19 protein-coding genes are annotated in these 21,688 nt (G+C 68.1%); 12 read left to right on the forward strand and 7 right to left on the reverse strand.

Going from position 1 to position 21,688, the window contains the following annotated elements; genetic code table 11:
• Nucleotides 1-20: 20 nt before the first annotated feature.
• On the reverse strand, nt 21-926 hold the full coding sequence (gene thpD / locus KBX21_RS20355; protein ID WP_234003851.1) for an ectoine hydroxylase: 906 nt from the start codon (nt 924-926) through the stop codon (nt 21-23).
• 529 nt (nt 927-1,455) lie between these two features.
• Between thpD and KBX21_RS20360 the strand changes: the two genes are divergently transcribed.
• The 3 genes from KBX21_RS20360 (at nt 1,456) to KBX21_RS20370 (ending at nt 6,031) form a co-directional block, all read left to right on the forward strand.
• Entirely contained in the window at nt 1,456-2,112 is a 657-nt protein-coding gene (locus tag KBX21_RS20360; protein ID WP_049568755.1) for an HNH endonuclease family protein, read from the forward strand.
• A gap of 215 nt (nt 2,113-2,327) precedes the next feature.
• Nucleotides 2,328-4,790 (forward strand): ATP-binding protein, encoded by a 2,463-nt coding sequence (locus KBX21_RS20365; RefSeq protein WP_049568758.1) that lies wholly within the window; start codon nt 2,328-2,330, stop codon nt 4,788-4,790.
• A 191-nt stretch (nt 4,791-4,981) separates the two neighbouring features.
• Nucleotides 4,982-6,031 (forward strand): hypothetical protein, encoded by a 1,050-nt coding sequence (locus KBX21_RS20370; RefSeq protein WP_049568761.1) that lies wholly within the window; start codon nt 4,982-4,984, stop codon nt 6,029-6,031.
• On the opposite strand, the gene KBX21_RS20375 is transcribed toward KBX21_RS20370, so the two are convergent.
• The 3 genes from KBX21_RS20375 to KBX21_RS20385 form a co-directional block, all read right to left on the reverse strand.
• Complete coding sequence (locus tag KBX21_RS20375) at nt 6,028-7,566, reverse strand: serine/threonine-protein kinase (protein WP_053107254.1); 1,539 nt, start codon at nt 7,564-7,566, stop codon at nt 6,028-6,030. The two genes, KBX21_RS20370 and KBX21_RS20375, sit on opposite strands and share 4 nt — an antisense overlap.
• Nucleotides 7,567-8,045: 479 nt before the next feature.
• The gene (locus KBX21_RS20380; protein WP_049568764.1) at nt 8,046-8,837 is read right to left on the reverse strand and encodes a MerR family transcriptional regulator; all 792 of its coding nucleotides are present in this window, start codon (nt 8,835-8,837) and stop codon (nt 8,046-8,048) included.
• 107 nt (nt 8,838-8,944) lie between these two features.
• Nucleotides 8,945-9,469 (reverse strand): glyoxalase/bleomycin resistance/dioxygenase family protein, encoded by a 525-nt coding sequence (locus KBX21_RS20385; protein WP_049568767.1) that lies wholly within the window; start codon nt 9,467-9,469, stop codon nt 8,945-8,947.
• Nucleotides 9,470-10,002: 533 nt separating this feature from the next.
• Here KBX21_RS20385 and KBX21_RS20390 point away from each other — a divergent pair.
• The 4 genes from KBX21_RS20390 to KBX21_RS20405 are packed head-to-tail and all read left to right on the forward strand — an operon-like array spanning nt 10,003 to nt 15,022.
• Nucleotides 10,003-12,351, forward strand: a complete 2,349-nt coding sequence (locus KBX21_RS20390) for a type IV secretion system protein (protein ID WP_049568770.1) — start codon at nt 10,003-10,005, stop codon at nt 12,349-12,351.
• Between the two features lie 40 nt (nt 12,352-12,391).
• The gene (locus KBX21_RS20395) at nt 12,392-13,066 is read left to right on the forward strand and encodes a hypothetical protein (protein WP_199776485.1); all 675 of its coding nucleotides are present in this window, start codon (nt 12,392-12,394) and stop codon (nt 13,064-13,066) included.
• 4 nt (nt 13,067-13,070) lie between these two features.
• Nucleotides 13,071-14,243, forward strand: coding sequence for a bifunctional lytic transglycosylase/C40 family peptidase (locus tag KBX21_RS20400; protein WP_049568774.1), 1,173 nt, complete (start codon nt 13,071-13,073; stop codon nt 14,241-14,243).
• A gap of 2 nt (nt 14,244-14,245) precedes the next feature.
• Nucleotides 14,246-15,022, forward strand: coding sequence for a hypothetical protein (locus tag KBX21_RS20405; protein WP_156208032.1), 777 nt, complete (start codon nt 14,246-14,248; stop codon nt 15,020-15,022).
• Nucleotides 15,023-15,049: 27 nt separating this feature from the next.
• Here KBX21_RS20405 and KBX21_RS20410 read toward each other — a convergent pair whose 3' ends face one another.
• Complete coding sequence (locus KBX21_RS20410) at nt 15,050-15,601, reverse strand: thymidine kinase (protein WP_017545815.1); 552 nt, start codon at nt 15,599-15,601, stop codon at nt 15,050-15,052.
• 515 nt (nt 15,602-16,116) lie between these two features.
• Between KBX21_RS20410 and KBX21_RS20415 the strand changes: the two genes are divergently transcribed.
• Nucleotides 16,117-16,944, forward strand: a complete 828-nt coding sequence (locus KBX21_RS20415; RefSeq protein ID WP_156208033.1) for an ion transporter — start codon at nt 16,117-16,119, stop codon at nt 16,942-16,944.
• Nucleotides 16,945-17,084: 140 nt separating this feature from the next.
• Here the strand turns inward: KBX21_RS20415 and KBX21_RS20420 are convergent, their stop codons facing one another.
• Nucleotides 17,085-17,360, reverse strand: a complete 276-nt coding sequence (locus KBX21_RS20420; RefSeq protein ID WP_026129477.1) for a GntR family transcriptional regulator — start codon at nt 17,358-17,360, stop codon at nt 17,085-17,087.
• A 163-nt stretch (nt 17,361-17,523) separates the two neighbouring features.
• On the opposite strand from KBX21_RS20420, the gene KBX21_RS20425 reads away from it, so the two are divergent.
• Both KBX21_RS20425 and KBX21_RS20430 read left to right on the forward strand, forming a co-directional pair.
• A complete protein-coding gene (locus KBX21_RS20425) occupies nt 17,524-17,712 on the forward strand; it encodes a hypothetical protein (RefSeq protein WP_210843093.1) in 189 nt (62 codons plus the stop codon).
• Nucleotides 17,709-18,179, forward strand: a complete 471-nt coding sequence (locus KBX21_RS20430) for a hypothetical protein (protein ID WP_307869243.1) — start codon at nt 17,709-17,711, stop codon at nt 18,177-18,179. Before KBX21_RS20425 ends, KBX21_RS20430 begins: the two co-directional genes overlap by 4 nt.
• A 93-nt stretch (nt 18,180-18,272) precedes the next feature.
• On the opposite strand, the gene helR is transcribed toward KBX21_RS20430, so the two are convergent.
• Entirely contained in the window at nt 18,273-20,450 is a 2,178-nt protein-coding gene (gene helR, locus KBX21_RS20435; protein ID WP_210843127.1) for an RNA polymerase recycling motor ATPase HelR, read from the reverse strand.
• A gap of 560 nt (nt 20,451-21,010) precedes the next feature.
• Between helR and KBX21_RS20440 the strand changes: the two genes are divergently transcribed.
• Nucleotides 21,011-21,325 carry a hypothetical protein gene (locus KBX21_RS20440; RefSeq protein WP_049568789.1) on the forward strand — a complete coding sequence of 105 codons (315 nt, stop codon included), beginning with the start codon at nt 21,011-21,013 and terminating at the stop codon, nt 21,323-21,325.
• Between the two features lie 59 nt (nt 21,326-21,384).
• Nucleotides 21,385-21,687, forward strand: a complete 303-nt coding sequence (locus KBX21_RS20445) for a putative quinol monooxygenase (RefSeq protein ID WP_210843097.1) — start codon at nt 21,385-21,387, stop codon at nt 21,685-21,687.
• Nucleotide 21,688: the final 1 nt, after the last annotated feature.

Below are 21,688 nucleotides of genomic sequence, written 5' to 3' on the forward strand. Positions count from 1 at the left end.
GCCACGGTGTCGCCCCGGGGTCAGCGTCCGGCGGGGGTGGTATCCCTCGCGGCGAGGAACTCCGGACGGGCCCGGCTGGCGCTGAACGGCTTCGCGCACGCGTTGTCCACGCTGTTGAACACGACGAACACGTTGGAGCGCGGGTAGGGCGTGATGTTGCCGCCCGACCCGTGCATGCAGTTGGAGTCGAACACGGTGACGTCGCCCGCCGAGCCGGTGAGCACGTCGATGCCGTGCCGGTCGGCCAGCAGGTTGAGTGACGCCTGGTCGGGTGTTCCCACGTGCTGGCTCCTCAGCGAGGAGCGGTGGTGGTCGTCCGGAGTCCGGCCCACGCAGGAGACGAAGGTCCGGTGGGACCCGGGCATGATCATCAGGGCGCCGTTGTGCGTGTAGTTGTCGGTGAGCGCCACGGAGAAGCTGACCGCGCGCATCCGGGGCATGCCGTCCTCCGCGTGCCACGTCTCGAAGTCGGAGTGCCAGTAGAACGAGCCGCCGCCGAAGCCGGGCTTGTAGTTGACGCGACTCTGGTGCACGTACACGTCCGAGCCGAGGATCTGCCGGGCGCGGTCGACGAGACGGGGGTCGTTCACGAGGTCGTGGAAGACCTGGCTCACCTTGTGCACCTCGAACACCGAGCGCACCTGGTCGGAGGTCGGTTCGACGACGACGCGCTCGTCGTCCCTCAGGGCGGGGTCGGCGCTGAGGCGTCGCAGTTCGGCGCGGTAGGCCTCGATCTCCACCGGATTGACGATCGACTCGACCTGCGTGTAGCCGCGGCGGTCGTAGCCGTCGAGCTGTTCGGTCGTGAAGGGGCCGTCGGCCGCACCGGGCCAGACGACGGGGTCCCGGCGGTAGAGCAGCGCGGGCTCGGGGGCCTTACGGGTGGGGTAGTCGTCCGCGGTCGGAAGTTCCATTTGCAGAGTCATGGCGCTCCCCTCGGCTGGGGTGCTCCTCTCGGCTCGGGGTTCCTCGTACGACATGTGAACCTAACAAACCCGGATTTCACAAAGGGGGTCGAGTTCCTTCCGCCGTGTTTACGAGTTCACCATCTGGGTATTACTCGTCTACTATATGGGCGAAAAACGGCGACCCGGAGATTACGCTTTCGGGCTCCGAATCGCTGGTTGGCTTCTTCTCGGGTGTTCACCTGCGCGATCCCCCGCCTGGGCCGCGCGTCGCCGAGTTCCCCTCACGGAGCGCCATCATTGCAGCTCATCGCCTTGCTCGACGAATCGCTCAACCCTTTGTGTGTTGGTCGGGCCGAGATCGTGTGATCTATTTCACGAGCATTTGACGCAGGGCTCGGTGCAACGTAACACGGCCGCGCTCCGGTCGTTATTCCCAAGTGACCTCCGATTCACCCGGAATTCTCGCGTGGGGGCTGGCGTGCGGGCTTTCGTTACTCCACAGTAGTGGGGTCCGGATTTCCTCGACCCGCTCAAGAGGAGAAACACAGTGCCCCCCTTCCCCCGTGTGCTCGCACGCACCGCCGCGACCGTCTCGGCCGCCGCGGTGGCCATGGTCCTCGTCTGGGCCGCACCCGCCGCCGCCGACACCCTGCCCCCGAACATCCCCAGCGACTCCGCGGCCCAGACCCAGCTCAACTCGCTCACCGTCGCCGCCAAGGGCCCGCAGTCCGGCTACGACCGAAGCCTGTTCCCGCACTGGAACGTGGTCGACAGCCCCTGCACCGCCCGCCAGGTCGTGCTCAAGCGCGACGGACAGGACGTCGTCACCGACTCCAACTGCCAGCCCACCGCGGGCAGCTGGTGGAGCGCCTTCGACGACGAGTGGGTGAACGACGTCCCCGGCGACATCAGCGTCGACCACCTGGTCCCGCTCAGCGAGGCCTGGAAGACCGGCGCCGCCGACTGGTCCACCAGCCAGCGCGCCGACTTCGCCAACGACGTCACCAGCTCCCAGCTGTGGCTGGCCACCCCCTCCAGCAACAGCGCCAAGGGCGACAAGGACCCCTCGGAGTGGATGCCCACCAACACGGCCGTCCACTGCGACTACGTGAAGTCCTGGATCAACGTCAAGCACGTCTACGACCTCACGATCACCTCGACCGAGGAGTCCACCCTCCAGAGCACCCTCGACACCGCCTGCTAGTCGGCGACGTCGGCTGACCTCCGTGGACACGACGGAGAGTGACGCGGCCCGGCACCCGCAAGGGGCCGGGCCGCGCCCGCGCCCCCCGGCCGCGCACCGCCTCCGGTTTCTGGCACACCGACGCCTCCGCTTCTCACCCCCCGGCCTCATGCAGCACTATGGGTGATGGCTACGGGGCGGAACTCGTCAGCGCCGTCACGAGGAAGGGCTAGCAGATGACCGGTACCAGGGGCACCCGGGGCGCGACCCGCCTCGCGGTCCGCTACTTCGACGACCGAGTGCTCTTCAGCGACAACGAGGCCTGGGCCTACTTCCGGCTCCCCACGGTGTCCTACGAGTTCACGACTCCCGAGGAACGCCAGGCACTGGCCACCAACATCACCATCGCCCTCGCCGCCATCCGCATGAACGACGCCGAGGTGCACCTGCGCGTCGCCCACCGCACCTACCCGGCCGCCCAGTGGGCCACCAGACTGGACGAGACCGCCGACGCCGGGCCCGGCTGGTACGACTACCTCGAAGAGATGTACCGGCACGTGTGGGCCAAGGACTTCTGGACCAAGGAGGTCTACCTCGGCGTACGCCTGGGGCTGCGCAACGCCGGCGCGGGCCTGGGTCTGTTCTCCCAGCTCTTCGGTGCCTACCAGCGCACCGAGCAGGTCCTGGGGATCAACGACGACGCGATCGACGACAAGGAGATCGCGCGCTGGACCGACCAGTCCGAGCGCCTCGGCCGCGCCCTGGCCGCCAGCTCCCTGCACGCCCGGCACGCCACCTCCGACGAGATCGCCTGGCTCATCCGGCACGCGGTGAGCGGCACCGCCGAGGAGATCCGCCCCTCGGCCACGGGCCGCCGCACCTGGGGCCGGGGCGAGATCGAGCAGCTCGTGGACGGGGTCATCCACAACGGCCGCTCCACGCTGCGCCTCGAACAGCCCGCGGGCTCCACCCACGTGGCGTTCCTGTCGTTCGCGCGCTTCCCGGACCTCATGCCCTTCCCCGACGGCGAACCCTGGCTGCACCACGCGGACGCGCTGCCGTTCCCCGTGGAGATCTCCCTGCGGATGAAGCTCATCCCGCCCGCGAAGGCCTCCAAGGACGTCGGCCGAAAGCTCGCGCACGCCCGCGACATGGACGCCCACATCCGCGAGGCCGGGGTGGAGGCGCCCATCGCGCTGGCCGAGCAGATCGACGCCGCCCGCATGCTGGAGCACGGCATCACCAAGGAGCGCCTGCCGTTCGTCTACGGGTGGCACCGGCTCATGGTGTCCGCGCCCACCGAGCGCCTCCTGGGCCAGCACGTCGAGGCCGTGGTGGAGCACTACCGCGACATCGGCATCGACGTCATCAACTCCACCGGCGACCAGTTCTCCCTCTTCAACGAGTCGCTTCCCGGCGACCGCATCCGCCTCAACGCCTACGCCCAGCGCCAGCCGCTGCGCACCATCGCGGGCGGCATGCCCACCGCGACCGTGGACGTGGGTGACCGAACGGACCACCACGGCGGCGGCTGGGTCGGCCCGTACGTGGGGGAGACCATCGGCCGGGCCCGGTCCATCGTGCACTTCGACCCCATGGTCGCCGCGGCCCGCAACCGCCCCACCGCCATCGCCATCACCGGCGAGCCCGGCGGCGGCAAGACCACCCTCGCGCTGCTGATGATCTACCAGCTGGCCCTGCGCGGGGTCACCGTGGCCGCCATCGACCCCAAGGGCGACGCCGAGTCCCTCGTGGAGCTGCTCAAGCACCGGGGACGCAAGGCCCGTGTCATGTCGCTCGGATCGGCCCAGCCCGGCCTGCTCGACCCCTTCGCGTTCGGGGACGACCTCGCCGCGAAGAAGACCATGGCGACCGAGACGCTGCGGCTCCTGCTGCCCCGCATGAGCGAGGAGCGCGAGTCGGCCATGATCCAGGCGGTCGCCACCGTCGCCAACCAGCCCCAGCCGTCCCTGGCCAAGGTGGTCGACCACCTCGTCTCCGCCGAGGACGCCGCCTCCCGCAACCTGGGCGCGGTCCTGGGTTCCATGGCGGAGATGCGGCTGGCGTCGCTGTGCTTCGACCCCCAGGGGGAGGCGCGCATCGACACCGAGGGGTGGACCACCGTGTTCACCCTGGGCGGGCTCACGCTGCCCGACTCCGGGGTCAACCGCGACGACTACTCCTACGAGCAGCGCCTGTCCGTCGCGCTCCTCTACCTGGTGTCCCAGTTCGCCCGGCGTCTGATGAACGGTCTGGACCGGCGCCTGCCCAAGGCGATCTTCCTCGACGAGGCGTGGGCGGTCACCTCCACCCCCGAGGGGGCCAAGCTCGTCCCCGAGGTCTCCAGGATGGGCCGCTCCCGTAACACCGCGCTCATCCTGGTGTCCCAGAACGCGGGGGACATGCTCAACGAGCAGGTCACCAACTGTCTGTCCTCGGTGTTCGCCTTCCGCTCCAGCGAGGCCCACGAGGTCGCCGACGTCATGGCGCTGCTCGGGGTGGACGTCAACGAGGACCACATGGCGGTGCTGCGCAACCTCGGCAACGGTGAGTGCCTCTTCCGCGACCTCGACGGCCGCTCCGGGCGGATCGGCGTCGACCTGGTCTCCGAGGGGCTGCTGCGCTGGCTGGACACCAACCCCACCCGCGAGCGGCCCGCCGGGGACCCCCTGGTGTCCGCTAACGGCCGCGAGCAGTAGCACGCGGCTCCGAAGCAGGTCAGCGGCGGCCACCGCGACCACGGGCGGACATCGGATGACAAAGGGTGCGGGGAAGTCGGGTTCGGGCATGACGAGGATGGGGATCAAGGAGATTACCCCCAGCCCTCCGATCCCGGCCCGCTGAACCAGCCTCCCCGCACCCCCCGACCGACACTCACGAGGGATCGCCCATGAGTGAGGACGTCATCCGGCCGCGCCCCGTCGTCGACACCAGCCTGCCCGAGGAACTTCGCGAGGACCTCCTCCGGGAGGCCGTCGCCCCGGAGTCGAGACACGCGCGCGACGACGGGCAGGCCGCCAGCCGGGCCCTGCGCCTGCGTGAGGGCGGGGTGCAACTGCTGGGGGTCGGCTTCACCCTCGTCCTGGCCCTGCTCACCGCCGGTTGGTACCTCGGCATGGTGATCGTCAGCATCGGCCTGATCGCCTACGTGGGCGCGCTGGCCGTACGCAAGGAGGCCGACCCGCTGGTGCGGGCCGTCGGCGGTGCGATCGGCGCGGGCGCCTTCGCGGCCGCGCCCCTGTGGCTGTTCGACCTGCTCCCGCAGGACCCGCCGGGCGGCGTCCCATGGTTGTTGTTCGGCCTCCTGGTGGGCCTGGTCACCGCCGACACGCTCACGGCCCAGGTGCCCGAACCCCCGGAGGAGCAATACCGGGACCGCGTCCTGTTACCGGACGACATCAGCGCGACCGACCACGGTCTCCTCGTGGCGGTCCAACAGACCATCGACAGGGTCACCGACGCCCGCGTGGAACTGGGCTCCTCCGACACCCTGGACACCGCGCGGGGTCTCTCGGTCCTGCGGGAACAGGAGTGGCGGATCGCTTCCCTGCTGGCCCGCCAGCGCGAACTGCGGCGGGGGTACGTCCGGCGCTGGCAGCAGGCCTCCTCACCCCGTGTGCGTGAGGTCCTGCGCCCCCAGCGGGAACACCTCACCGCGGTGGAGGGGCACATCCGCGCCAGGGTCGACCAGATCACCGAATACGGGCGCCTGGTGGACGAGTCGGTCCTGGCCCACCGCGAGTGGGAACAGTGCCAGGAGGCCCTGGCCGCCACGGACGCCTACGCGGACCTACGGGCCGAGGCCTCCCTGATGTCGGTCCCGTCATCGGAGGTGGCCGACCTCGCCGACACCGCCGAGGTGGCACGCCGGGTGCGCGACGACAGCGTCGCCAGGGTCCACGCCGCCACCACCGGCCTCGCCGAACTCCCCGAGCACTAACCGAGGCCGAAGTAGGCCCGAGACCCGGCGGGGACGAGCAGCAGCCCACCGATCGTCAGGGTGTAGATCAGCATCAACGCGTAGATGACCATCAGTTCGGGCGTGTAGATGAACACCGTGAACATGCTCATCGCCAGCGTCACCGCGCCGATCCCCTGAACAACCACCACCAGACCGAACACCAGGCGTGACCTCGTGAGCAGACCGAAGGCGGCGAAGGCCGACAGCACGCCCCACACCCCGAGGTAGGCCACGGTGCCCCAGCCAGCGGCGGTGTCGTCGTCCGCCACCCGCCCCAGGTTCACCGCCGTGAGCACGAACAACACCAGGGCGTTGAGCGCCAGCATGGCCATGACCGTGAGGACGGCGGTGGGCTTCTCCCGGTGGTTCCGCTCGGCGGGGCGGGCGCCGGTGTGCCCGGTGCTGTGCACGAACCGGGTGCTGGAGTTCTGCGCGGGCGCGGCGGCCGTCGACCCCGGATACCCCACCACCGGGGGTCCGCTCGGGTGCGGTCGAGGGCCGGAGGGGGCGCCGTTGGTCGGCAGTACCGGGTTCGGCGTGGGATGGCCCCCACCGGCCGTCCCGCTCCTGGGGTACGCGGGCTGGGTGCCGCCGGTGGGACCGAACGAGGGACGCGCCCCCGAGGCCTCCGGGCCCGGCGACGGGCCCCGGCGCGTCTCCACGAGCCCCTGTGTCGCGTGACGCTCCCGCTCCAACAGTTCCAGGGCCTCCCGAGGGCTCGGCCGGGCCGCGGCGTCCCTGGTGAGCAGAGCCGCGATGAGGGCGAGCAGGGCCAGGCTTCTCGGGGAGTTCGCGGCCTCGTTCCTCGACGGCCTCGGCACCGGGGCGGTCATCACCGCGCTGATCATCCCCGTGATGCTGTCCCGCCTGAACGGTGAACGCCCCTCCATGAGGCAGTACAGGGTCACCCCGAGGCTCCACAGGTCCGAGGCGGGCAGGGCCCGTTCGCCCTCGAACCGTTCCGGGGCCATGTACTCGGGAGAGCCGATGAACACACCGGTCTGGGTGAGCGCCGCGCCGCCGTCCACGTTCGCGATCCCGAAGTCCGTGAGAACCGTCCGGTCGTCCGCGGTGAACATGATGTTGGCGGGCTTGACGTCCCGGTGGGTGACCCCCACCGCGTGCGCCGCCGCCAACCCGCCCAGCAGTGAGCGGGCGGCCTGTTCGACCCGCTCGACCGGCATCGGCCCCCCGGCGTCGATGTGGTGCTGCAACGAGGTCCCGCTCAGCAGCTCCATCACGATCCACGGGCTGGCGTCGTGCTCCAGCACGTCGTGGATGGTCACCACCGCCGTGTGGCTGATGCGCGCCGTCGCCTGGGCCTCCCGGAGCGTGCGGGCGTGCGCCTCGGCCCTGTCCTCGGCTGACATCCCCTGGGGGAGGAGGACCTCCTTGACCGCCACGTCCCTTTGCAGGGCGGGGTCCCAGGCGTGCCAGACGGTGCCCATGCCGCCCACGCCCAACCTCTCGCGCAACTCGTAGCGGCCGACGGAGGTACGCCCGGGGGTCGGCATGGGGGTGCTTCCCTTCTGGCGGTGTGGGGGGGAACCGTTCCGCAGCGCGGAAAGGGGACGCCGTGGGTACGAGCCGGGCCTGCGGGGGCCGATCGATGCGGAAGGTCCGGCGAACTCCAAGAGTAAGCCTGCCCACAACCCCTCGTACCAGAGCCGAAGAAGGTGACCGATAGCGGTCAAAGCCCACTCCGCCCCCCGGAGAAACGGCACCGAGTCCGCAGACGGGGACGGAGAGGAACGCCTTTAGTGCCGAGAGTCACAAACAGCACCGGCGCTTTCCCGTGTGGGTCGGATTTCCGGGACCCCGTAAGGACCTCGTCGTCCCGCATCCGGAAACGAGCAGGGAGCCCGGTGGGGCTTGGCTGGACCCGGTTGGGGCTGGTGGGGCCGCTGTGTTCCGGTGTGGCCCGGTGGGTGCCAGATGGTCTGGTGGGAGGTGGCTTCGTTTGCGTGAGGTGGCCACTCCCGCGACCACCACGTCACTCCCAGGCGGCCGTCTCCGGGTCGACGCCGTGGGCGCGGGCGTTGGCGTCGATGGCGTCGCGCAGCCACACGGACAGGCCGGGTTCGATGGCCTCGTAGTTGGACCGGAACCCGGGGTCGTCCACGTTCGTGCGGCCGAGGATCACCTGCATGGAGTGGGTGCAGTCGAAGTACTCACTCATCGCCTCCCGGTGCCGTTCGGCCAGGGCGTCGGCCCTTCGGCTCCCCGGCTCGACACCCTCGCGCACCGCTTGGGCCAGGTCGGCGTGCAGGGCCTCGACCCCCGCCGCGATCCGTCGCCAGTCCTCGGCGGAGCGGTCGGCCGCGCGCTCGGCGAACTCCGCCCACTGGGCGGTGTCACCCCACTGCTCGCGGGCCTGCGCGGCCCAGGAGGGCCGCCAGGTGTCACCGAAGATCTCGACCTGCTCCTCGGGCGGAAGCAGGACGCCCTCCCGCCTGGCCTCGGCGAGGCGGTCCAGGGCGTCGGCCATGCGCTCCAGCCTGTGGATGCGTGCGCGCAGCTGGTCGCGTTGGTTGACCAGGGAGTCGGCGGCCTCGTCGGCGTCCGCCTCCAGGAGCTTCGCGGTCTCCTCGAGCGAGACGCCGAGCTCGCGGTAGACCAGCACCCGCTGGATGCGGGCGACGTCCGAGGCGGTGTAGAGCCGGTAACCGGCGGCGGAACGCTCGCTCGGACCGGCAAGACCGATCTCGTCCCAGTGGTGCAGGGTCCTGACGGTGACCCCGACGAACGCGGCCACCGCGCCGACCGTCCTCGCGCCGTAGTTCATTGATCCACGCTATCCACAGACCGAAGCAGGTCCCTGAGGACCCGTGGGGCCGGGGTCCTGCTTCCCGGACAGCTGGGAACCAGGACCCCGGCTCTCGGTCTTTGTCCCTAGTTCTCGCGGCTCCGGACCTCGGGGCCCTCGATCCCGTTCTCCCGCAGGTACCGGGCGGTCTCCGGGTCCTGGGGGTCGTACGGGCGTGCCGCGGTCATGATCACCCGGGCGTTCTCAGGGGTGCGGATCTCGACCTCCACCGAGTTCCACGGCATCCGACGAGGACCGGTGGTGGACCCGGGCAGCTGCTCCTCGCAGGCCGCCACGATGCCGTCGATCTGGTTCAGCACGCAGGAGAAGCTCACGCTCGTTGAGGGAGTCTGCTCGGGGCGCTCGCCCGGTACGAGCAGGACGTCCTGGAACGCCCAGCGCCGCAGGTGGACGACCTGACCGGGGACGGAGAAGAGGTCGAAGAACCCGAGGCCGTTGATCCAGAACTCCTTGGAGGCCTCAAGGTCGTGCGTGGGCACGGTCACGAACATCGGCATGCCGTAGATGCCCCGGAACAGTTCGGGGGGTGCCGAGTCGGGGCCGGGCTGGGGTACGGGGCTGACGCTGAACGCGTGGAAGGTTTCGCTCATGAGGCTGATCGTGGAGCCTCACGCCGCGTGAGGGTCAAGCCGCTGGCGCTCGGCCGAGGCGGGCACGTGGACCGTGCTCCGTTTCGGTCCTCCTCCAATAGGGACTGCGGGTTCCGCGTAAGACCAGGTTGGTACCGGGTCTCAGTCCGCTTGATTGCTGTATGTCCACTTTTGGCTGCGAAAGGTTCTGTGACGCCCCTCATAGTCCACATCTGGTGAGGAAATTGTGGCCTTGAGGATTTTGGGTGTTACGGCCGCCCCGAGAAGCCTGTTACCTGCACAAATGAGGAGAACACCCGCATTTGGCCATGAGTCTCCGGCCCGTTCGGGGGCGACGACCGAAAAACCGGTCGCGTTGCAGCCATCTCCCAACCCCGTGATGACGCACCATAGAGGATGGGGTAAAGACATGCGGGGGCCTTGGGGCCGTGTGCGGTCGCGCGCCAGGTGGTGTCGCGGCGGGCGTGCGGTCGGGAGGCCCTGGTGTCTGCCAACGATTTCCCCGCACGAACCACGACGCAGGAGCTCAGCAGATGACTCATCAGCACGTCCACCGGCGGGGTTGGCGACGCATACTGATGACGTTCCTGATGTTGTGTGGACTCATCCTCATCCCGCTGAGCTCCGCGCAGGCGAACCCGATGTGCCCCGGCAACCCGGCACCGCTCCCGGAGTCCGCTGGCAGCGGCTCGGACGGGCTCCTGGTGCCGCCGCAGTCGCGTTCCGCGATTGAGGGATCCCCTGACGGAATGCCTCCGGACGCCAGTATGTACGGCCAGTACGGCACCGCTGGTCAACAGTGGCACATGATCACTGAATCCTGCGTGGACAAGATGGGACTGGGTGCGCAGGCCACGATCGCGAACTCCGCCTGGGACCTGTCGAAGACCATCAATCAGTCCACCATCACTGTCTACCAAGCGGCGACATCCGACGGCCTTCTCGCCAGTTTTACGGAAACGGTAGAGAACGTGGTTGTCGCCCTCCGGGAGGGGATCTGGCGTCCCCTGATCCCCACGATCGTTATCCTTGGCGCTATTTGGCTTGGCTGGTATGGGCTCATCCGTAAGCGAATGACTCTGACGATTGAGTCTTCAGTGTGGATGGTTGCCGCAACGGCGCTCGGAATGTGGATCCTTGTAAACCCATCCCAGGTAATGGGTCTGGGGAGTACGTTGGTCAACTCCGGAACTCAGCTAGTAACCAGCGCTGTAGGGCAGGTTCCATATGGGGGTGGGTCGGGAGCATGCCCCGCAGGTGCTGAGCCTCCAGAACGTGCCAGTTGGGAGTCTGAAGCTGATTTCCAGGTTCGCAGGAACGCGGACATGATGTGGTCGAGTCTGGTATGTCAGCCCTGGACAGCGGGCCAGTTTGGTAGTGGGGAGATCGCTGAGAATGCGGCTATGCACCACGCAGGCGACCTCATTGCTGTACAGGGGATCAGTCGGATCGAACAACAGCAAATCGCTGATGGTGACCTTGAGGCCAATGCTCTGATCGCGGAGAAGCAGGAATCTTACGAAGAGATCGCATCGAGTGTCGAATCCTCCTACCCGAGTGTCTACCCATTGTTCTCGGGCGACGACCAGGGTAGTCGTCTTGGGGTTGCAACTCTGGCGCTCTTTGCGTCGCTCTTCGCTGGTGGGCTGATCCTTGCGGGTTCTGTGGCGCTTATCGTGTTGAAGATCGGTTTCATGCTGCTCTTCATGCTGTCGCCTGTGTTTCTGCTGATTGGTATTCACCCGGGCTATGGTCGGATGGTGCTCCTCAGGTGGGTGGAACTCATGGTTGGGTTCCTGCTCAAACAGATCTTTGTTGTTCTGTTGATTGCCTTGTTGGTCATGAGCTACGGCATGGTCATGTCGACTCCGCTCGGGTGGGGATTGCAGATGATCCTGCTCGCCCTCTTCACCTTGGCGCTGTTCATCTATCGCAAGACGTTCGCCTACCTCTTCGCCTCGGTCAACGCGAACACGTTCACCTCGCGCATCGTGACCGACGCGGCTCGTAGCCAGGCACTGGACAAGAGCGCGATGGTTCTTCCCCCGGTCGCCTACCTCAAGACGCAGAACTGGGGCCGCCGTCACGGCGCCATGATCGCTGGTGCGGCCGCAGGGGTTCCCGCTGGCGGAGGCGTTTCCGCAGGCGCCACCGAAACCGCGGAAGAGGTTCCGGAGAGCGGTGGCAGCACCCGTGCCGAGGGCGCCCGTGTCCGAGGGACTGCGGGCTACGGACGGGTCCGAGGAAACGACAACGCTCCGCCACTCAACGTCAGTCGGAGCGGTGGGCCCGGTTCGCAGCGCCCCACCACCGGTGCCCGGAGCGGTGACCAGGCGCCGAGTCTTTCTGGGAACGGTGGCACGGGCACCGGCGGTGGTGCAGGCAGCGGCGGCCCCATTCCGCCCCGGCCTGCTGGCGGCTACACCGGCACCGGCGACAGTGGATGGGCGGGCGTCTTCGGTACCGGCGGTGGGGGCAACGGCCCGAACCGCAACGACGGCGCCGGCTCCGGCACACGCTCCGGAGGCGGCGTGTTCGGTGGCGGAACGAGCAACTCCCGAGCGGCGAGTGCTGATCGCGCCGAGCCCAGCACGGGGCGCGGCATCTTCAACGGCCGCGAGGACACCCCGGCACACGGAAACCTCGGCCGGGGTTCGCGCTGGGGCGGTCCGAAGGAGAAGCGTGAGCGGCCCGCTCCGCAGCGCCCCGCACGACCGGCCCCCGCTGATCGCGGAAGGCGCGGCGACGGTGAGGGCGGCTGGCTGACCGGGTCCGGCAAGAGCAAGGACAACGCTCCCATCACCCCCTTCTGGGGGGAGGGCGGCTCCTCCAGCACACGGGACCGTAAGCGAGACGTCCCCTTCTGGCTGAACGACGACTAGTGACCCGGTCACTGAGCAAACGACAAGGCAACCGACCACCATGCCCAACCCTCTCCCCGAACGCACCCAGCGACTGGTCGTCATCGGCCTGATCGCCACTCTGGCCGGGTTCGGGATCTACTTCAGCCTCGGCGGGTTCGGAGGCGACCAGACGGAGGACCCCGCTGGTCCACCGCGTGAACCCGGGACCGCTCAAGGGGAGGCCGAGCCACCCTCCTCCAACCCGGGAGGGCTGGCCACCGTCCCGCCCAGTCCGATTCCGACCACCGCCGCAGAGGACCTGGAGGTCCTTGACTGGCTTCCGTTCGCCGAAGAGGAGCTCCAGGCGGCGGGGGCGACCGCGCAGGCCTTCGCTGAGGCCTACGGGACCATCGACTACTCACAGGACCCCGAGACCTACTACGCGTCCATGGAGGCGCTGGCGACCGACGAGTACGCGGAGGTGCTCTCCGACGCGAACCGGGTGGGGGCCTTCTGGGCTGAGATGAGCGAGGCCGAGGCGGTCGCGGAGGGACGCGCGGAGGTTCAGGAGATCCGCACCTTCGGCACTGACTCGCTCACCTTCGTGGTCACCACTCAGTCCATCACCGAGACCGGTGACTCCGAGTTCGACGAGGACCTCGGCGACTTCGCCGTCACGGTGGTTCGCGACGGCGGAACCTGGGCGGTCTTCGACTTCCAGCCAGCCGACGCCGGACAGTTCGGGGAGGAGTGACCGCTTGATCTCCGCTTTTCGCACCGCCGCCCCCGACGGTCGGACGGGTTCCTGCCTGACCAGGGTCGCCGTACTGGCGGCCATCGGTGTGGCAGGTCTGGTGTTCCTGACACTCATGGTGATTCCAGCCCTCACCAACAACACTCAGGTGGCCTCCTGGTTGGCTTCGGGTGTGGTCTGCGCACCCAACGCCGACGCAGACCAGCCGGACAGCAGCGCCTACGCCATGGACACCATCCCGGAGAACTACCTGGAGCTGTACCAGGAGGCGGGGGAGGACCGGGGGGTTCCGTGGAACATCCTTGCGGGCATCGGGCAGGTGGAGTCCCACCACGGTCGTTGGGAGGGGCCGGGGATCACCGAGGGCCACAACGACTGGGGAGCCTCCGGGCCCATGCAGTTCGGGTCGCTGGACGGTTCCGCGGCGGGGAACAGCTGGGGCGGCGAGCCGATCCAGCCGGTTGAGGAGCGGCCGGAGGTGGGCTATGGAGTGGACGGCAACGACGACGGGGTCGTCAATGTCTACGACCCTGCCGACGCCATTCCCGCAGCCGCCGACTACCTCCTGGCGCACGGCCTCGAGGACGACGTTCGCCAGGCGATCTTCGGTTACAACCATGCCTGGTGGTACGTGGACGATGTGATGGAGTGGGCGGAACGGTATGCCGACGGCGACTTCAACACCTCGGACTCCATTCGGACCGCGGTTCTCTGTGAGCTGGACGAGGACGGAGTGCCGATCGGGCGGGCACCGGACGACCTGACCCAGGCGGTTGTGGACTGGGCGCTTGACCAGCGTGGAAAGCCGTACATCTGGGGAGGGACCGGGCCGGACGGTTACGACTGTTCCGGTCTGACGATGAAGGCCTACGAGAGCATCGGTGTGACGGTTCCACGTGTTTCCCAGGACCAGTGGAACTTCGGGCCGAAGATTCCCCTGGGTGAGGAACAACCCGGTGACCTGGTCTTCTTTGACGTGACCCGAGCTGGAGAGCCGCCTGGGCCCGGCCACATGGCAATGGTGATCGGGGACGGCCTGATGGTCGAGGCCTGGTGCACCAACTGTGGACCGATCGCGGTGCGCGAGTACGATGACCCCAATCGTGCGGACATCGTGGGGTTCACCCGTCCGCTTGAGCACCCCGAAGTGAAGGCTCAGCTGGAGGCGCAGGCGTAATCGTGGTGGAGACCGAGGAAACGGATTCGAAGCGCGGGAAGCCAGCGAAGAAGGGCCTACACGGCTGGAAGGCAGCGCTTGCGGTCTTCGGGTGCGGCACGCTCGCGGCCTTCGGTGTTTTCGGTGTGATCGTCGGCGTTCTAAGTCTGATTATAGGAACGGCTGCCACTGGCGTCTCCGAATCCACGAAGGGTGAGAGCCCGATCGAGATGATCGGAGAACCTCAGGCTTCCATTGACCCAGGGGATCTGGATCTCTGCTCAAGAAATCTGTCTTCGTCTCCGCAGGTCAATCTGACTCGAAGTGACAGTGCAGAAGAGTACACCGACTCTGTGGAGAATGGAGAGCGCAGAGTCCGAGATCGTTGTGAGTGGAAAATGGTCAGTGAGTACAATGCCACACAACGTTGGGATCTGATCTACTCATACAACGCGGTGATCGATTCTCCGGAGGGGGATCGAGTTGCGGTGGCCTCGGCGGAATTTGATGACGCTGTGGGTGGGCTTGGGTCGGATTTTGATCGTGTTGAGGACCGAGGTGAAGCGGGATTCGCTGACCGTTCGGAGTTTGTCTACGGCGAAGTCAGGCCAGGAGTGAGCGGTTATGTGCTTCTCGCGCAAACCAGAAGTGCCGTCTACGAAATTCGACTGGAAGCCGAAGGCGACTCCGCCGAGGGTGATGTGCTGGTTCCTCTGATTCCGATGCAAAAGGAAGCCGAGAAGCTGGTGAGAATATCGGTGATCGAATTCGAGCTTTGGATCCCGGGGCGCGACGACTGAGGTTGATCGGGGCTGTCCAGCGTGCCCCTAGGCCACGCCTGCCATGAAGTGGTGGCGGCACAGGGTCGTGTACGACTCGTTCCCGCCGATGTGGACCTGCTCGCCCTCGTAGATCATGACTCCGTCGACTACGCGGGCGTTGTGCGTGGCGCGGTTCCCGCACCAGCAGCGCGCGTAGACCGGCAGGATCTCTATCTTGTCCGCGAGCTCCACCAGACGCTTCGACCCCGGGAACAGGGCGCCCTGGAAGTCGGTCAGGATCCCGTAGCAGTACACGTCGATACCCATGCCGTCCACGACGCCCGCCAGCTGACCCACCTGCTTGAACGACAGGAACTGGGCCTCGTCGCAGATGACGTAGGACGCCTTGCGCTCGGCGACGTCGTCGTACAGGTCCAGGGAGTCGCCGACCTCGACGGCCGGTGAGGTCAGGCCCAGTCGGGAGGAGATGATCCCCGAGCCCGCGCGGTCCTGTTTCGTGTACAGGACGCCCTCACCCCCGCGGGAGTGGTGCTCCTGGAGTGCCATGGTGCTCTTGCCCGAGTTCATCGAACCGGTGAAGTACTTCAGCTCCGCCATGTCTCTTCCTCGGTCGCGGGCGCTGCTTGGGGGAGGCCCGGACTGCCGCCGAGGCCAGCAGCGAAGATACCAGCGGGGAGCGGGGGCCGTTCACACCCGTCCGGGCTCCTACCGCTCGTGATCGCGGTTTCGGTGTGGGTTTCACGGGCTGTTGCGGGGCTTGTGCGCTCCGCCTTGGGACCGGCCCGAAACCGGCTGACTCTGCTTGTGGGAAGTAGCACGCGGTGGGTGCGCTCGCGTGGATGTGGGTTCGTGACGAGGCGGAAGGCGGGGGAGAGTACCGTCCTGGGGTGCGCGGTTCCCTTGCGGGGCCCGATCGGTCACCATCGGCGCTCCCTGGTTGTGGTGGTTCGGGATTCCGCGCCAAGTATGGACGCGCTTGGAAGCGTCCGAAACGGCTTCGATATATTTGGGCGCGCCTGGTACTCATTCAAGGTGCCGGTGTGAGGGGGAAAGTGACGTTGCGGCGGGATCAGGTCACCCAGTTCGTGGAAAGCCGTGGGTTCTCCAACGCCATGCTTGCCGTGATTCTGGCCAATGCCGTCATATTGGGTTGGGCAACCTATGGGGGTTCTGCCCTTCCGTATCTCGAAGGCGTCGAGCGGTTCGTGATCGGCCTGTTCGTGGTCGAGATGTTCCTCAAGCTGTACGCCTGGCGCGGGGGCTTCTGGCGGGACGGCTGGAACTGGTTCGACTTCGCGGTGGTCGTGATCTCGCTGATTCCGGCGACCGGTCCCTTCGCGGTGCTGCGCATCCTCCGGGTCCTGCGCGTTCTGCGCGTGGTCACCGCGGTCCCGCAGATGCGCCAGATCATAGGCGCGCTCTTCAAGGCCGTCCCCGGCATGGGCACGGTGATCGGGCTGCTGCTCATCGTCGTCTACACGTCCGCGATCCTCGCCCAGCAGATGTTCGGTGAGACTGTCCCGGAGTTCTTCGGGAACCTCGGCACCACCCTGTACACGATGTTCCTGCTCATGACCACGGAGAACTGGCCGGACGTCTCGGACGCGGTGCTGGAGCACCATCCGTCCGCCTGGATCTTCTTCGTCATCTACATCGTGCTCACCGCGTTCATCATCCTGAACCTGGTGATCGGTGTGATCGTCACGTCGATGGAGCAGGAGTTCAGCAAGGGTCGCTGGGCGGAGGACCAGGAACTCGAACTGGTGCAGCACAACGCGGTCATGGACCGCCTCGCCGAGCTGGGCGAACAGGTGCGCCGACTCGAGGACCGCCTCGGGGCGGAGGGCGGCGACGCTCAGGACGCCACTGCCAAGGTCTCCGTCGGGGACGGCGGGGATCCACCGTCCGGCCAGGAGTCCTCGGGGGGCGGCTCGGGCTGACCCGGCTCCGCTCCCGGTCAGGTCAGGGCGGTGGTTCGTGTTGGCACCCTCGCCTTGAGCGATGGAAGGGCCGGAGCGTCAGGGGGAGATTTTTGGAGATCCGTCCCAATCTCCTTCCGCTCCCTCACCTCCTGACGTTGTCAGTCGCGAGGGAGGACAAAGGCTCCCTTGCCGTTGACGATGCGAACATAGCCGCGTTCCTCGAGAAAGCCAGTCGTCTTTCGGACGGTCCCTCGTGCCAGGCCGAACTCCTGGACGAGTCCGGTGATGCTCGGGATCTGCCTGTTTGGTGGATAGTCGCCACGCTCGATCCGCGCGATCAGTACGGCGGCCAGCTGTAGCCACACAGGATCTGGACCTTCGTAGTCCAACTCGCTATCGGCGTTGTAACCAGCGGGAATGCTCGCTTCTGCCATGTACCCGAGGCTGGCATGCAGTGGTCAAGCTAGTTTGTCTGGGGCAGGCTATGGCCAGGCATGGCATGGTCAAGGTATGGTTACATGCACCTGAACTAGAAACCCCGGCGACGTGCGGACACACGCCCCGGGGCCATGGCCGACCTGAAGAAAGCAGGACGACATGCAGATCCTACTGGGCCTCCTGGCCGTGCTCGCCGTACCCGTGCGGCTCGCACGCCCGACGCGCGGCCTCCACACCTCCCCCTACGGCTTCACCCGGGGAGTGGTCGCGGAACTGCGACGACGCTCCCGACGGGTGCGTCGGTACGCGGACACCCTCCCCGAGGCCGTGAGGGTGTGCTGCGCGTGAACGCCCCCACCCCGTTCGGGTCCGGAACCCGTCACCGTCTCCCGCAGCGCACCGCCTCCAAGCACCACTCGCGGCAGTCACTCCGCTCTGGATCCGGCCCCAGCGCCGACGATCTGGTCGCGGAGATCCAAAGGGTCCTCGACAACCCGGGGCGGCCCGCGCACGCGACCCGCACCCTCGCGCGGGCGGATCTGTTGTTCTCCGAACTGGATCGCCTGGTCATCTCCGGTGGGCTCCTGCCGACGACCTGGCGGGCGTCCTCGCACCCCTTCGAGGCCCGCGTGCGTCACGGGATCGCTCACGAGTACGCGACCCAGTGCTACGACACGGTGAGCGAGGAGTTGAGGGAGACAGGGGGAGTGGTCGTCGCGTGGCGGGCGCTCCGTGCGGCGGCTCGGGCCTGGGAGCGGCTGGACAGGGCCCTGACGGAACGCGCTCCGCTCCCCGAACCCTGGAACCGCGAATAGCCCATGTCCCGGGGTGAACCGCCCCGGGCCCACCGCGACCCGCGCCGGTTGGGCGGTACCCAGCCGCCCGACCGGCGCTCCTGCCGCTTTGAGTCAGGGGCCGGTCAGGACGACCAGCTGCCGGGTCGCTCGGGTCATCGCGACGTAGCGGTCGACGGCCCCCTCCACACCCTCCCCGAAGCGCTCCGGGTCGACAAGGACGACCAGGTCGAACTCGAGCCCCTTCGCGAGTTGCGGGGTGAGTGAGCGGACCCTCGCCGTGGCCCGGAACGCGGGGTCGCCGATGACACAGGCGGTTCCCTCGGCGTTCTCGGCGAGCCAGGAGTCGAGGACCGCGTCCAGTTCCGTGCGCTGCCCGTGCTGGACGGGCACTCCGCCGCCGCGGATGGAGGTCGGGACGTTGGCGTCCGGCAGTACGGCGCGGATGACCGGCTCGGCCTCCGCCATGACCTCCTCCGGGGTCCGGTAGTTGACGCTCAGGGACGCGAGGGTGACCCGGTCCAAGCCCACGCGCTCCAGGCGTTCGTGCCACGACTCGGCCCGGCCCTGTCCGTCGGTGAAACCGTGCCGGGCCTGGGCCCGGTCGCCGACGATGGTGAAGCTCCTGGACGGGCACCGCAGCAGCAGCATCCGCCACTCCGCGTCGGTCAGCTCCTGGGCCTCGTCGACCACGATGTGCGCGAACGGCCCGGCGAGAAGGTCGGGGTCGGTGCCGGGCAGCCCGTCCTCGTCGATGAGGGTGTCCTGGAGGTCCCGGTGGTTCAGCATCGTCACCAGCCCCTCCCCGTCGTCGTCGGCCTCCAGCAGGTTCTCGATCACGGACGACCTGCGCTCGTGCTCGGCGGCGACGGAGGCCGCTCTGCGGCGCCTGCGTTCGGAGGCCTTCGGGTCGCCGAGCCGCTGGCGGGCCGCGTCGAGGAAGGGGAGGTCGGAGACCGTCCAGGCCTGGGCGTCCTCGCGCTGGAGCCTCCTGACCTGGTCAGTCTCCAGCCAGGGCGCGCACAGCCGCAGGTAGGCGGGGACGGACCACAGATCCCCGACGAGGTCGGTCGGTTCCAAAAGCGGCCAGGACCGGTGCAGGGTGTCGAGCAGCTCGCCGTCCCGCAGCAGCGTCCCCTTCAGCATCGGCGGGCTGATCTCCTCGTCGTGCCGGTCGGCCACCTGGTCCGAGAGGATCTCCACCAGCTCGTCGAGGATGTGCTCCCGGGCGTCGTTGTGCGCGACGCCCGGGTCCACCGACCCGAACGCCTCGGCCCAGTCGGCCGCGCTCAGCCAGAGGTCGCACCAGGGGGTCGAGACCGTCATCCCCGCCTTGGGCGGCCGTTCGTAGAACCGGACCGCCGGTTCGATCGCGCCCACCAGGTCCACGGACTCCTTCAGCCGCGCTGCCTCGGGATCGGTCTCGGTCCTCGTGGTGCGGCCCTCGGGTACGAGGTCGCGCACCGTGCAGGTCTGGACGCCCTCTTCGCCAAGACTGGGCAGGACGTCGGCGACGTAGGCCAGGTACGGCTGGTGGGGGCCGACGAACAGGACACCGCCCCGGCGGTGGCCCAGACGCGAGTCCGAGTGGAGAAGGTGGGCGGTGCGGTGCAGGGCGACCACGGTCTTGCCCGTCCCCGGGCCGCCGTCGACCACGAGGGCGCCGCTCGCCCCGGCGCGGACGATGGCGTCCTGGTCTGCCTGGATGGTGCTGAGCACGTCGCGCATCCGGCCCGAACGGTTGGCGCCCAGGCTGGCGATGAAGGCGGACTGGTCGTCGAGCGCGGCGTGGCCCTCGAAGCCGTCCTCCGTGAACACCTCGTCCCAGTAGTCGCTGACGTGGCCGAGGTTCCAGCGGTACCGGCGGCGGCTGGCCAGGCCCATCGGGTTGGCGTGGGTGGCCGCGAAGAAGGGTTCGGCGGCGGGGGAGCGCCAGTCGATCAGCAGGCGCTCGCCCTCTTCGTCGGTGAGACCGAGCCGCCCGACGTAGACGGGTTCGAGGTCGTCCGCGCCGACCATGCGTCCCAGGCACAGGTCCGAACCGAACCGCCGCAGCGTGCGCAGGCGGGAGGAGAGCCGGTGCACCTCCATGTCCCGGTCCATGACCTCGCGCACCTTGCCCGTGGGTGCCCTGCGTCGTTCGTCCAGTCGGTCGGAGAGGTCGACGACGGACCGTTCGAGGGTGTCCCGGATGGCCGCGAGGTGCCGCTCGTCGTCGGACACCAGGGCCGGGTCGGCCTTGGGAGAGAGGTGGTCGGGCAGCTCGAAGACGCTTCTGGCCTGCTGTTTCACAACGTCCCCCGTGTCGTTGGTTCTGCTCACGGTCGACCATTCTGAGGGGAGAAGGGGGTCTTGCGGCAAGCCCCGGGGTGAGCTATAAGTTGAGAGTGGCAGGGAGTGTCCTTGGACCCCCGAAGCCCCTTCTGAACCGTCCTCCGTCGGTCGCACGACGTGGCAGGACACGGACCTCCGGTGAACCCGCGCCCCGGCGCGCGCCTCGTGATGCCCGCCCGAGCACCGCACGTACCGAGCAGCGCACGGTCGGCCCGTCAAGGGCCCCGGTGGGCGGCCCCAGCTCCGGACCGCCCACCCGGACCGAACCCGAGAACGGGCTCACTGAGCGCTCTCGGACAGAGCCCGAACCGGTCCGGGGTGGGGGCGCCGATCGGAGTGTCCGTTTAGGGTGGGAACATCCTGTGTAGCGCTGGGCGTCTGTTTGGTGGCGAGAAGGTTCTGGGTCGGCCTCGATCTTGGGTTTTCTCTGTTCTCCGAGGCGAAAGCGGTATAGGAACGACGGGGACGGAAGGCCAGCGGGCCGCTGTGTGCCCCTGCTTGAAGAGAGAGCGACATCGATGCACGTTGAGCCCGAAGACGACGGCCGGACCTCCAGGCAACGGGACCGGGACCGCAAGTACCGGGAGCACGTCGCCAGAGTCCAGCGCCGGGACCGGCTCGACAGCTGCGTCACCGACGTGCGGCTGATCTACCAGGGCCTGCGGCACCGCGCCGAGCGCGGCTCCCTGGAGTGGAGCGAGTTCGACCGGCTCTGGCGCTACCACGGAGAGGTCGAGAAGACCGTCTCCCAGTTCACCGCCGCCGAACAGGACCAGATCCTGGAGGAGTACCCGAGGCTCGCCGCGCAACTGAGGTCCGAGTACCGGCTCTGAGCGCGCCGGGCCCGTGTCGCCCGGGCAGACGCGAGGGGGACGTCGGTAGTGTGCCGTCCATGACCTTCGCGAACGTCGGCACCCTGGAGACCGCCCCGGGCAGGCGGGACGAGGTCGTGGCCGTCCTGACCCGCCCCAACCCCGAACTGCGTGCGGCCGGTTGCCTGTCGTACGAGGTGGGCGTCGACGACGCCGCCCCGGACACGGTGTTCGTCATCGAACTCTGGGAGTCGGAGCGCGCGCACCGCGCCTCCCTCGAGCTGTCCAGCGTCCGGGCCGCCATAGCCGAGGCCCGGCCCCTGCTGAGCGGCCGGACCAGCGGGGATCGCTTCACCGTGGTCGGTTCGCCCCTGCATGACTGAG

Source organism: Nocardiopsis sp. B62 (assembly GCF_018070675.1).
In the GTDB taxonomy this organism is placed as follows: domain Bacteria; phylum Actinomycetota; class Actinomycetes; order Streptosporangiales; family Streptosporangiaceae; genus Nocardiopsis; species Nocardiopsis prasina.